Genomic DNA, 12,010 nt, shown 5'->3' with positions numbered 1-12,010 from the left:
TAGGCGAACCTCAACGCCGTCACAGATTGGAGCGACTGTCCGACATGGCCGAGAACCTGACAACGACTCAGACCAAGACCAAGACTGACGATTTCGAGCTGACCCCGCCCGACCCCGTGCCCGCCGTGTCGGCGGAAAAGGCGGCCGGCCTCGTGCCCGTCAGCGACGAGGTGAAGACCAAGTTGCAGAGCAAGGTCGAGGGCTTCGTCGAGGCGTTGGTGGCAGAAGATGCCAATTCCCCCGAATTCGGCAAGAAGGTCGATCAGCTCACCAATATGGGCCGCAAGGAAATCGCGGCGGCTTCGCAGATGTCGAACCGTTTCCTCGACCGCCCGGTGCGCGCGATGGACAAGGACGAAGGGGTCGGCGCGAACCTGTCGGAACTGCGGCGCACGGTGGAGGATCTCGACCCGTCGAAGCGCGGCAAGCTGACGACGGGTCGCAAGATCCTCGGCATCATTCCCTTCGGCAACAAGCTGAAGAACTATTTCGAATCCTATCAGAGCGCGCAGACGCACATCCAAGCGATCCTGACCAAGCTGGCCGACGGCAAGGACGAGCTCTTGATGGACAATGCCGCCATCGACGTCGAACGGCAGAAGCTGTGGGAGGCGATGGGCAATCTCGAACAGATGATCCACATCTCCCGCGCGCTCGACGAAAGGCTCGAGGAAAAGGCGGAGGAGCTGGATTCCACCGATCCCGCCAAGGCGAAGGCGATCCGCGAAACCGCCCTGTTCTATGTCCGCCAGCGCACGCAGGACCTGCTGACGCAGATGGCGGTCAGCGTGCAGGGCTATCTTGCGCTCGATCTCGTCAAGAAGAACAATGTCGAACTGGTGAAGGGCGTCGATCGCGCCAGCACGACGACGGTCGGTGCGTTGCGCACCGCTGTCACGGTGAGCGAGGCGATGACCAACCAGCGCCTCGTCCTCGGCCAGATCACCGCCCTCAACGACACGACGGCAGGCATCATCGATTCCACCGGCAAGATGCTGCGCGAGCAGACCGGCAAGATCCACGAGCAGGCGGCGGCCAGCACAATCCCGCTGGAAACGCTGCAACGCGCCTTCCAGAACATCTACGACACGATGGACGAGGTGGACGAGTTCAAGCTGCGCGCGCTCGACAGCATGAAGCAGACCGTCACCGTGCTTACCGACGAGGTCGAGAAGTCCAAGGGCTATATCGCGCGCGCCGAGGGGCAGGCGCAGGCACAGGGCAAGCTGGCGAAGGAGGAACCCTCGCTTCTGGAACTCGATAGCTGATGGGCGATCTGACGACTCATAGCGACCGGATCATCGAGGAAGGCCGCCGCGTTCGCGACGATAATCGCGCTGGCGGGCGGCATCGTGCGACGGGTTCGATCGGCAAGGGCTCCTCGCAACTGAAGACGCAGCATTATCTGCGCAAGGTCATTCGCGTCGCGATGGCGATCGGGGCGATCCTCGTCGCGGCGATCGCTGCCGGAATGATCATCGGCGGAATCGGCTTTGTCGGCGTGATGCTGACCTTCCTCGCGATCATCGCGGCGATCATCGCCTTTAGCATCTTTCCGAAGATGAAGGTGCCTGCCCGCGCCGACCTGACGAAGGGCGATGCGAAGACGATGGTGGCGCGCACCGAATTGTGGCTGGAGCATCAGCGCGCCGCGCTACCCGCGCCCGCTGCCGCGCTGCTCGACGACATGGGCGTGCAGCTCGATACGCTCGGCATCCAGCTGGAGACCGCGGACCCCAACCATCCCGCGACCCGCGACATCCGCAAGCTGGTCGGCGAAATCCTGCCCGAAACGGTCGAGAGCTATCGCCGCATCCCGCAGCACATGCGGTCCGATGCGAGCGCCGGTTCGACCCCGAACGAGCAATTGACGCAGAGCCTCACCAACATCTCTCGCGAACTCGACGGCATCAACCGGCAGCTATCGACCGGCGCGATGGACGACCTTGCCATCAAGCACCGCTATATCGATTACAAATACGGCAAGGGGCAGGATGCCGCCCTCACCGACGGGCGCGCGCAGCGCGAGGGAGAGGAAGCCTGATGCGCGTCGCCATTCCCCACAATCTTGACAAGGCGGAAGTGCGGCGGCGCCTCCGCGAACGCAGCGGCGAGATCGCCGATCACATTCCCGGCGGCATGGCGCACGTGACGACGAACTGGCGCAGCGAGGACGAGATGGCGATGTCGGTCGCGGCTCTGGGCCAGTCGGTCGATGGGAGCGTTCTGGTCGAGGATCAGCAGGTCGTGTTCGTCGTGACCCTGCCCCCTGCCCTCTCTTTCTTCGAGCCGATCGTGGCCGGCGCGATCCGCGACAAGGGCGTGAAGCTGCTGACGTGACCTGACGCGGTCCCGCCTTTCAGCAGGCTGCTAGAGGTCGCGGTCGAGTTCCAGAAAGTCCTTCGGGATGCGCAGCGCCTCGGAAGCCGCCCGCGTCTCGCGCAGGAACAGGACGAGCGCCCACATCAAGAGGGCGACGGCGAGGATGAAGAACGTCGCCACCACCGGTTGGAGGGCGAGATTGGCGAATTCCTCAACGAACAGCAGGACCACGGTCACGCCGATGCTGAGGCCACTCAGCACCATCCGGAGGATCGCATGGCCGATCAGTTCGATGCGGCGGTCGATGATGCGGATTTCGCGCACGACGATGTCGTGCTCCGCGCCGCTGGTTTCGCGGTGCCGCTCCTGCAACTGGCGCGAGCGATCGACCACCCGCCCGAGCCTGCTGGACAGCAGGTTCATGATGTTGCCGATCGCCACGAGGACGAAAACTGGCGCGAGCGCAAGCTGGATGGTCTGGGCAATCATGAACCGGGCCTGTCCTTCGTCACAATGCGAAATTAACTCACTAAGGATACACGGGAAACCGGATGCCGGACCGGAACGAAACCGGTTCTGGCACGTAGTATGACGATTGAATTTTCGCACGCTCCCGATCGCATTAAGGCAATAACGGGAGAGAGGTTCGTGCGAAAGCCTGATTTTACGTGAGGGCGGGCACGAAAGAGTAATGGGAACGCATTCGGACAAGAATAAGGACACCTTGCGGGCAAAGCTTCGTAGGGCGACATCCGATTTGCACGACCGGCTCGACCGTCAGCTCGGCAATCTCGATCTGACCAATCCCGTTCAGTATGCCCGGTTCCTGCGCGTGCAGCTGGCCGCGCGCCGCCCCATCGAATTGTGGCTGGCCGTACGTGAACTCGACGGCATCGGGCTGCCGCCGCGGCAATCGGGCATCATCGAGCGCGACATCATGATTACCGGGGCCTCCCCCCGGCTTCATTCGACGCGGGTGAAGCCGTTCGACGTGCCCGGGGCCGACCGGCCGGACGATGCGGCGCTCGGCGTGGCGTGGGTGCTGGCAGGCTCCGCGCTCGGCAACCAGATGATGCTGTTGCGCTTGAAACGAGCAATGCCCGTGAGTACACAGCCGCACGCTTTTCTGGCCGATAACTCGATGAAGGATTACTGGAACGTGCTTCGCCCGCATCTCGAACGCCCTCGGTCGCAGGAGACCGAGAGAAATGCGATCGAGGGGGCGACCGCCGCTTTCTCGCTGTTCCTGCACATTGCCGATGGCGAACTCGCCATGGTGGCCGCATGACGCTCGCGAAGACCGTTACCGACATAACCGATTGCGACCGCGAGCCAATCCATCAGCTCGGGCAGGTGCAGTCCTTCGGCGCGCTCGTCGCGGTCAACAGCGACTGGATCGTGACGCAATATTCGGAAAACCTGTCCGAAATACTTGGCAAGGACATCGGCAACCCGCGCGGGCATCGGCTCGACGAATTCTTCGACGGCGCCGCGATGAAGGAATTGCGCCGGGTCTCGCGCGACTGTTTCGAGAACGAGCAGGTCGAGCGTTGCTTCGGCATGAGGCTGACCGCTGCCGACACGACGTTCGACGTCGCGCTGCACAGCACGGGCAAGACGCTCGTCATCGAGTTCGAGCCGCACGACGGCACCGATCACAACAGCCGGATTGCGGCGCTCGGTCCGCTGATCACCAGGCTCCCGAACGAGCAGGACATTGTCGAGCTGTGCAACATCACCGTGGCAGAGGTCCGCAAGCTGATCGGCTTCGACCGCGTGATGGTCTACAAGTTCCATGAGGACGGCACGGGCGAAGTCATCGCAGAGGATCACAAGGCCGAAGTCGAAAGCTATTTCGGTCTGCGCTATCCCAAGACAGACATTCCCGAACAGGCGCGCGAGCTTTACCTGAAGAACCGCTTTCGCATCATCGCCGATGTGCGCGACGAGGGCGTGCCGATCGTGCCCGGCATCACGACGAGCGGCGAACCGCTCGACCTGTCGCTGTCCATCCTGCGCTCGGTCTCGCTCGTCCATCTCGAATATCTGCGCAATATGGGCGTCATGGCCTCGCTGTCGATTTCGATCGTGGTCGAGGGCAAGCTGTGGGGCCTCGTCGCCTGCCATCATTACGAGCCTGCGAAGCTGTCCTATTCCGAGCGGACGGCAGCGGAACTCGTCTCGGCCATCATTTCGATCAATATCGAGCGCGCCCTCAACGCGCAGCGCGCGGCAAACGAGATCGATTCCTTCAAGCTGCACGACCAGCTGATGCGCGGCTTCGCCGCCGGCACCTCGATTGCGGAAAGTCTCGACGAGATTGCTCCGATGCTCGAACGGGTGATCGATTTCGACGGCGTCAGCGTGTGGCTCGACGGCGTCTACCGGACCTATGGGATGGCGCCCGACAAGGAAGAATTCGGACAGATCCAGCCGATCCTCAACACGCTCGAGACGAGCACGATCACTGCCACGGAATCGCTCGAACAGCTGATCCCGGAAGCGCAGCAATTTGCCGACCGGGTGGTAGGCGCAATCATCATTCCGATCTCGCGAAGCCCGCGCGACTACGTCATCTTGTGGCGCCGCGAACTCGTGCGGATCGTGTCGTGGGCCGGCGATCCGAGCAAGGCGAAGGAAACGGGCGACCGGCTGACCCCGCGCAAGAGTTTCGCCGCATGGCAGGACACCGTCCGCGGTCGCAGCGCCCCATGGACAAGGCGGGAGCGCGACGCAGCCGTGGCGATCCGCACCAGCCTGCTCGAAGTGATCCTGCGCGTGACCGACGAAGCCGTGCAGGAACGCGCCCGGTCGCAGGCGCAGCAGGAATTGCTGATCGCGGAACTGAACCACCGCGTGCGCAACATCCTCAACCTTATTCGCAGCCTCGTCAGCCAGTCGCGCAGTCAGGCGGAGACGATCGACGAATTTTCGGACCTGATTGCCGGACGCATCGGTGCCCTCTCCAACGCGCATGACAATATCACGCGCCAGAACTGGACCGCGGCGGCCTTTCGCGATCTGCTCGCTTCCGAGGCGGAAGCCTATCTCGCGGGCAAGACCGACCGGGTGAAGATTTGCGGACCGCGCGTCATGATTGCGCCCGAGGCGTTCACGGTCCTTGCCCTCGTGATGCACGAGATGATTACCAATGCCGCGAAATATGGTTCGCTTTGCGACAGTCGTGGTAAGCTGCTAGTCAATCTGTCGATCAGGGATAATGGCGATCTGCAGATCGACTGGCGCGAGGAAGACGGGCCCGAAGTTACCAAGCCCAAGCGCCGCGGTTTCGGTTCGACGATCATCGAAAAGTCGATCCCGTTCGAACTGGGGGGAGAGAGCGAAGTGGCATATAAGAAGGACGGTCTCGAAGCGACCTTCGTCATACCTGCGGCGCATGTCACCGTAACGGATGAAGAGGTCGAGGAAACCCTTCCGCGCAGCGAACGGGAACCGCGCACCGAAACCGGCGCGAGCGAAATACCCGACAGCGTGCTGCTCGTCGAAGACAGCATGCTGATCGCGCTCGACGTGCAGGATTGCCTGGAAGAAGCGGGCGTCGCCCGCGTCGAAGTCGCCAGCACGGTGACGCAGGCGCTCGGTATGCTGAAGGATCACGAGTTCCAGTTCGCGATCCTCGACTTCAATCTCGGCAGCACGTCGAGCGAACCGGTCGCCAAGGCCTTGCGAGAAAAAGGCGTGCCGTTCGTGCTCGCGACGGGCTATGGCGATCTCGACGAGAAGCTGAAGGAACTCGGCGCGAAGAAACTCCTGACGAAGCCTTACGGCAAGCAGGAAGTTACCCAGCTTCTCGAAGAGTGGAGCAGCTACTGATTTCGGCGGCTGCCGGCTTTACTGGTCGGCGGCACCGGGAAGTTTCCCGACCTTCTGCGCCCCTTCGCGGGTCGTGACCAGCACCTCGCCCTTGTCCACGACCACGATGAGGTCGCACGCACCCACGATGGATACGCGTGGCCCATCGCTTTCGACCATGACGTTGCGACAATCGACGAGGTCGGCCTGACCGCGTGCGTGGTTGCCGTCCCCATCGCTGTCCCGCGCTTCGGCAAGCGCGTCCCAGTTGCCGATGTCCGACCACCCCATGTCCGCCGAGACGGTGGCCGCTCGATCCGTATGCTCCATGACCGCATAATCGACCGATTCCCCGGTGATTTGCGCGAATGGCTCTCCTGCGGGGTAGAAAACGCGCCCCTCGCTGCGCCCCTCCTCGACCGCGCGCAGGGCCGCTGACGCCATCTCGGGCCGGGTCCGCTGCAATTCCTCGAGATAGCGACCGGCAGCGAATGCGAAGATGCCCCCGTTCCAGATGTAGCCGCCCTCCGCCAGGAAGGTTTCGGCTCGCTCGGCATCGGGCTTTTCGACGAAGCGTTCGATGCGGTGTCCTTCGCCGAGCGGCTCTCCGGTCTTGATGTAGCCATAGCCCGTCTCGGGCCGGGTCGGCGCGACGCCGAACGCGACGAGCCACCCTTCTGCCGCCAGATCGCGCGCCTTTGCCACGCCCGCCCTGAAGGCCGCACCATCGCCGATGTGATGGTCGGACGGGCAGACGAGCATGATGTCCTCGGGCTCCAGTCGTGCAGCGGCCAGCGCGATAGCCGGGGCGGTGTTGCGCGCCGCCGGTTCGACGATGAGACGCGCTTCCTCGCCCGCTTGCTCCATCACAAATTGCTGGTGCGCCTCGCCCGCAACGACGATGGGCGGTGCGAACAGCGAAGGGTCGCGAGTCCGCTCGAGCGATTGCTGGAACAGCGTACGCTCTCCGACGAGGGGAAGGAAAGGCTTGGGTGCGGCGATCCGGCTTCGTGGCCAAAGACGCGTGCCGCCGCCACCGCACAGGATAACCGGGTGTATGAGGCTCATATCACTTCCAAATTCGCGAACGGGCAATCGGGTCCGCCTTGTCGATAAAAGGTCTTCCCGCCACGCCTAGGCCGGATCGAAAGTCTGCTCCCACCCGTAACGCGCGGGCACCGGATTGCCCGCCGCATCGCGGGCCGGGTTGAAACGGATGCGCTCGATGACGAGCGGGCATAGGGCGGCGTTCGCCCGAGGATCGGGGCCGGGGCGGATGACGCTGCAATTGGAGGCGCGACCGTCGACGCCGACGGTAAAAGCGACGACGATGCGCGTGCCGAAGCGGGTTGCGCGGCCGCCTTCCGGTATGGGAAAGTCGCGCGCGGCATCGATCCGGCCGGACCGGACCGAGGGGCGCGTGACGGCTCCACCGCCGCCCTGCCCGCTTCCGGCATTGCCTGATCCCGTGCCCAGGCCCTCGCCGGCTGCGCCCGTGCCGCTGCCTTCCTCGCGCGCTCCCGATGTCGTGTCGCGGCCTTCGGCGCTCGCGCGCGGTATGGGGCGATCCTGCCGGATGACGACTTCGGGTTCGGGCGCGGTCTCGGGCCGCGGGATGGCTTCGCGTCCCGGTTCTCCTGCCGCACCGTCGTCGGGTGCGGCATCGGGTGGAGGGGCCGGTTCGGGAGGGGCGGTCGGAATGGAAAAGGTGGACAGCACTTCGCGCTCCACCCCCGCAACCATGTCCGGCGCGAACAGTCGTGCCAATCCGTAAAGTGCGCCGAGGTGAAGCAGCACGAGAAGCAGTATCAGGCCGACGCGCGGCCGCCGGCGCGCGTTGCCGTATCCACCCGATGATCTACCGGCCCGGTTCGCATTGCTCCCGGCCCTCTCGCTCGTGTCCATGCCGCGTTCCTGCCAGCTTTCGGGAAGTCCGCGCAAGCCTTTGCAGCGGGCGAAGCGACGAGATGGATTACAGCGCCGCGAATGACGCAAAGAAAAAGGGGCGGCACCCTCCCGGATACCGCCCCGTTCTCTTGTCTGGCTGCCTATCGCTTAGAATTCGTAGCGAACGCCAAGCTGGATCTTCCACAGCGAGGAGCTCGGCTGGATTTCCGGAGCACCGAGGCCGCTATAGTTCGAATAGACGTAACGGCCCGAGGAATCGAAGTTCGCCTGGATCGGGGCTTCCGTATAACGGTAGCGCTCGAACACATTGGCATCGCTGTCGATGAGGTTCAGGAAGTTGTCGAAATCGACGAACAGTTCCAGCTTGTCCTCGGTGACACCGAACAGGCTTGCCGGTCCGGGCAGTTCCTGTGCGAAACGCACGTCGAGGTCGTAGAACCACGGGTTGTTGCAGCTGTTGCGAGCGATCGTACGACCGCGATATTCGCTAATGCAGTCATTCTCGTTGATGAATGCATCGAGCCCCTGCGCAGCCTGTTCCGCCGTCTGGACAACCGCGCCGTTGAACGTCGTATCGCGATAGACGACGTTCGGATCGTCGATACCCGTCGGGATGTACAAGAGCGAGTTGAAGTCGCCGCTGGCACTGTCGTTGAACACGCTGCTCGAGATGTTGTCCTGCACGATGGAGTAAGGACGGCCCGAGCGCGCGATGAACACGAAACCGAAGCTAGTATCGTTGTCGCCGAAGAACTGCTCGCGGAAGTTCAGACCAAGCGAGAAGTTATGCCGCGACTGATATTCCGCCGTGGCGACATCGACGTTCTGACGATCGAAAGCAGCCACGATGTCGAAGCTCGACGTTGCCGTGGAGCTGTTAGCATAGCGGTTGTTCTCGGCATCGGTGTAAGCATAGCCGAGGTTGAAGTTGATGGCGCCGGTTTCCGTGAAGATACCGCGATACCAGTTCTTCGTCAGGATGGCCGAAGCGATCTTGCTCTCGTAGCTCTTGCCGTTGGTCAGCTGGATTTCGTCATCGCGGCTGGTGTTGAAACAGGCCGGAGTGACGTTGGTGTAGGTCGGCGAGAGACCGCCCTGGTTCTGCAACTGCGCGGAGCAGCCGTCAGCCGTGGGGTCGATCGCCCGGTAGATCGGACGCCCGTCGACCGTGAAACCGTCGAGGCCGAGGTCGGTATTCACGACCTGCGACAGATCGACGAAATCGACCGGATTGACGAACTTGCTGTAGATGAAGTCAAGATCGAGCTGCCAGTCGCTGAGCAGGCCCGTTCCCGTGCCGAAGCCGGTCGAGATACCGAAGTTCGCGCGCCATACGGTCGGCGCCTTGAAATCGGGATCGGTCGACTGCGTGTCGGCCGTACCACCTGCTGACGATGCCGACGCGGCGGCAATGACGCAGGCCGGAACGCCAGTGAACTGGCCGTTCTCGACGACATCGACCTGCGTCCCCTCAGGACCGCAATTCGCCCGCCCCGTTCGGCCGAAGCCAACAGCAAAGCCGTTGTTGGAGAACGCGTTCGAGAAATACACGGCCGGGTCGCCGCCCGTGAACCGGCCCACGCCGCCACGGATCGCCGTGCTGTAGAAGAAGCCTTCATTGTCGAAGTCGTAGGTCAGGCCGAGACGCGGCAGAATGACCGGATCGACCTTGCCGAAGCTGTTCGCGTTGGTGAAGCCGTAACGGTCGAGGAAGGCTGGGTTTGCTTCGGGCGCATCTCCCGAAAGCCACTCGACGCGAACGCCGGCGACGATGTTCAGCTGATCGGAGGCCTGCCAGTCGTCCTGCGCATAGATCGAGAAGGTCTTGCGCTTCCAGTCGGCAGCAGCATCGTTGATGTCACCGCTTGCCGTAAAGTTGCCGTAAGCACCTGCTGCATCGCCATCAGCGATATCGGCACCGCTCGGGAAAGTGTTGGTGCCGCTGGAAAGCAGACCGGCTTCGAAATCGTCGAGATCGATGAACGTCAGCGTCCCGGTGGAGTTCTGTGCGAACAGGTTGAAGACGTCGAGTTCGTTATACTCGGCACCGATCGTGACCGTGTGGCTGTCCGCGTTGATCCGTCCGAGCGCCTTCAGCTGTGTAACCGTCGTGTTCAGCTCGTTCGAGGTGCGCGAGAAACCGGGGCCGGCTACGATCGAACCGAGGTTCGTTCCGTTCGAGACGCCGACCACGATGCGCGGAATGGGGTTGCCGGATTGGGCTTCGCCGCCGCCAACTGGACCCTGGACGTCCTGAACGTCTGCACGCGATGCGCGCAGTTCGGTCGAGAAGATGTCGGACCAGTCGGAATAGACGCGAACCGAGTAATAGTCGCTGACCGTTCCCTCTTCCTCGAACGAGTTGAGGCCGGTAAATACGCGCGACTGCCGGCTGAAATCGTCGGGCTCGACATTTTCTTCCTCGAGCCGCTGATACGTCGCTTCGAGACGGTGATTGTCGTTGATGATGGCGTCGATACGACCGAAATAGCGCACGTCTCCTTGCGCAAGATCGGTTGCGATGCCGCCGCTGTCGATGCCGTAGGTATCGCTCAGGATATTGGAGAAGCGATTGAACTGTTCGGTCGTGACGAAGTCCAGTTCGGTGGGGAAGCCGAGGCCGGGAGGGCCCTCGAGCTGGCTGTCACCGAGATCGGTTTCCTCGTAGCCGACGAAGAAGAAGAGGCGGTCGGGAATGATGGGACCGCTCAGCGTGGCACCCCAGCGCTTTTCCTTATAGGGCTGTCCGGCGAAGTCGAGATCGCCAGCCTGATCACCCTGCAAGCTGTCATCGGCGTAAGTGAAGAAGGCAGAGCCGTGGAAGTCATTGCCGCCGGACTTGGTGACGACGTTGATGGCGCAGCCGGTGAACTGGCCGTATTGTACATCGAACGGGGCGAATTCGACCGACGTCTCGCGAATGGCATCGTAAGGCAGCGGCAACGAATTGCGGCTTGCGAAGGGCGTTCCGTTCAGGCCGAAAAGGTCGGATTGAGCGATGCCGTCGACGGTGAATGCGTTGGTGCGCTCGTTGCCGCCGAGGCACGAGACCCGGTCGACTTCGTTCGAACGATCGAGGCTGACGCGAGGGTCGAGCCGGATGATGTCGCGGACGTCGCGGCTGATCGAGGGGAATGCGTCGATCGTTTCGGCACCGAAGGACTGACCCGGACCAATGGCACGCTGCGTCAGTTGGACGCGCGAACCGGTCACGACGATGACATCGCTGCTCGCGACGGACGCATCGGAAAGCGAGAATGTCAGCTGCGCATTACCCTGCAAGTTGATGAAGACGTTCTCGACGGTCTGGCCTTCGAAACCGGGAAGGGTCGCGGTGACAGTGTAGGGTCCGCCGGTGATAAGACTGTCGGCGCGGAAAGAGCCCTGCTGCCCGGTCGTAATCGTCTGCTGCTGACCGGTCCGGGTATCGGTGATGACGACGGTTGCCCCGGCGAGCGGAGTGCCGTCCGTGCTCTCGACGAATCCCTCGATGCCCGAGGTGATCTGCTGAGCGGCGAGAGGTGCCGGCACGATGGCTGCGGCGGAAAGGCTGACCACGCTGGCCGCCAGCAAGTACTTGAGTTTCATTCAGAACCCCTATGTCCAAATAGCAATGACTAGAAACGCGAAGTTTGTGTTCGACAATCGCCGCCTCTCCCGTGGCGATATGCCGCTGCCCTAAGCGGGAGCTTTATTACCACTTCGTGACAGTTTTGCAGCCCCCTCGCCTTTCGGCTTATCCACTGGGGTCTGAAACCGAAGAATCATACAAATCAATGACATAGCATCGTTGCAAAAATAGCGCAGTAACCGGATTTTTTTACCGTCGGGCGGGCGCTGACGCCTGCCCCAAATTCGTTTCCGCGCGCCGCGCCGACATGCCCGATAATGATTCTCTCTCGAGGGCTTTATGTTCGAGACCCTCAAACACGCAGAATTGCGCGGTTTGAGTTACTGTCGCGAAATT

General features: G+C 62.5%; 9 protein-coding genes. 5 read left to right on the top strand and 4 right to left on the bottom strand.

The annotated features are described in order from the left end of the window. Positions 1-44: 44 nt before the first annotated feature. The 3 genes from GRI38_RS13080 to GRI38_RS13070 are packed head-to-tail and all read left to right on the top strand — an operon-like array spanning position 45 to position 2,340. The gene (locus GRI38_RS13080) at positions 45-1,268 is read left to right on the top strand and encodes a toxic anion resistance protein (protein ID WP_160685005.1); all 1,224 of its coding nucleotides are present in this window, start codon (positions 45-47) and stop codon (positions 1,266-1,268) included. After that, positions 1,268-2,044, top strand: a complete 777-nt coding sequence (locus tag GRI38_RS13075) for a hypothetical protein (RefSeq protein ID WP_160685002.1) — start codon at positions 1,268-1,270, stop codon at positions 2,042-2,044. The genes GRI38_RS13080 and GRI38_RS13075 overlap by 1 nt, the downstream gene beginning before the upstream one ends. Further along, the gene (locus tag GRI38_RS13070) at positions 2,044-2,340 is read left to right on the top strand and encodes a polyhydroxyalkanoic acid system family protein (protein ID WP_160684999.1); all 297 of its coding nucleotides are present in this window, start codon (positions 2,044-2,046) and stop codon (positions 2,338-2,340) included. Before GRI38_RS13075 ends, GRI38_RS13070 begins: the two co-directional genes overlap by 1 nt. Before the next feature lie 30 nt (positions 2,341-2,370). Here the strand turns inward: GRI38_RS13070 and GRI38_RS13065 are convergent, their stop codons facing one another. Next, complete coding sequence (locus tag GRI38_RS13065; RefSeq protein WP_160684996.1) at positions 2,371-2,811, bottom strand: DUF2721 domain-containing protein; 441 nt, start codon at positions 2,809-2,811, stop codon at positions 2,371-2,373. Positions 2,812-3,013: 202 nt separating this feature from the next. On the opposite strand from GRI38_RS13065, the gene GRI38_RS13060 reads away from it, so the two are divergent. Together GRI38_RS13060 and GRI38_RS13055 are read left to right on the top strand one after the other, a co-directional pair. Further along, positions 3,014-3,610 carry a biliverdin-producing heme oxygenase gene (locus GRI38_RS13060; RefSeq protein WP_160684993.1) on the top strand — a complete coding sequence of 199 codons (597 nt, stop codon included), beginning with the start codon at positions 3,014-3,016 and terminating at the stop codon, positions 3,608-3,610. Then, the gene (locus GRI38_RS13055) at positions 3,607-6,156 is read left to right on the top strand and encodes an HWE histidine kinase domain-containing protein (protein ID WP_160684990.1); all 2,550 of its coding nucleotides are present in this window, start codon (positions 3,607-3,609) and stop codon (positions 6,154-6,156) included. The genes GRI38_RS13060 and GRI38_RS13055 overlap by 4 nt, the downstream gene beginning before the upstream one ends. A gap of 18 nt (positions 6,157-6,174) precedes the next feature. Here GRI38_RS13055 and GRI38_RS13050 read toward each other — a convergent pair whose 3' ends face one another. From GRI38_RS13050 to GRI38_RS13040, 3 genes are all read right to left on the bottom strand, one after another. Further along, positions 6,175-7,203, bottom strand: coding sequence for a mannose-1-phosphate guanylyltransferase (locus tag GRI38_RS13050; RefSeq protein WP_160684987.1), 1,029 nt, complete (start codon positions 7,201-7,203; stop codon positions 6,175-6,177). A 66-nt stretch (positions 7,204-7,269) separates the two neighbouring features. Next, complete coding sequence (locus tag GRI38_RS13045; RefSeq protein ID WP_237487554.1) at positions 7,270-8,076, bottom strand: energy transducer TonB; 807 nt, start codon at positions 8,074-8,076, stop codon at positions 7,270-7,272. A gap of 114 nt (positions 8,077-8,190) precedes the next feature. Continuing rightward, positions 8,191-11,631 (bottom strand): TonB-dependent receptor, encoded by a 3,441-nt coding sequence (locus tag GRI38_RS13040; RefSeq protein ID WP_160684984.1) that lies wholly within the window; start codon positions 11,629-11,631, stop codon positions 8,191-8,193. Between the last annotated feature and the right edge of the window lie 379 nt (positions 11,632-12,010).

This window comes from Parapontixanthobacter aurantiacus, assembly GCF_009827635.1.
In the GTDB taxonomy this organism is placed as follows: domain Bacteria; phylum Pseudomonadota; class Alphaproteobacteria; order Sphingomonadales; family Sphingomonadaceae; genus Parapontixanthobacter; species Parapontixanthobacter aurantiacus.
Note: the sequence above shows the minus strand (reverse complement) of the source record. Positions and strands in the feature narration are given on the sequence as shown.

Bases quoted from the DNA above. Each gene is read 5' to 3' on its own strand.
- GRI38_RS13070 (WP_160684999.1), top strand. From the start codon at position 2,044: ATGCGCGTCGCCATTCCCCACAATCTTGACAAGGCGGAAGTGCGGCGG.
- GRI38_RS13040 (WP_160684984.1), bottom strand. From the start codon at position 11,631: ATGAAACTCAAGTACTTGCTGGCGGCCAGCGTGGTCAGCCTTTCCGCC.
- GRI38_RS13065 (WP_160684996.1), bottom strand. From the start codon at position 2,811: ATGATTGCCCAGACCATCCAGCTTGCGCTCGCGCCAGTTTTCGTCCTC.
- GRI38_RS13080 (WP_160685005.1), top strand. From the start codon at position 45: ATGGCCGAGAACCTGACAACGACTCAGACCAAGACCAAGACTGACGAT.
- GRI38_RS13055 (WP_160684990.1), top strand. From the start codon at position 3,607: ATGACGCTCGCGAAGACCGTTACCGACATAACCGATTGCGACCGCGAG.
- GRI38_RS13050 (WP_160684987.1), bottom strand. From the start codon at position 7,203: ATGAGCCTCATACACCCGGTTATCCTGTGCGGTGGCGGCGGCACGCGT.
- GRI38_RS13075 (WP_160685002.1), top strand. From the start codon at position 1,268: ATGGGCGATCTGACGACTCATAGCGACCGGATCATCGAGGAAGGCCGC.
- GRI38_RS13060 (WP_160684993.1), top strand. From the start codon at position 3,014: ATGGGAACGCATTCGGACAAGAATAAGGACACCTTGCGGGCAAAGCTT.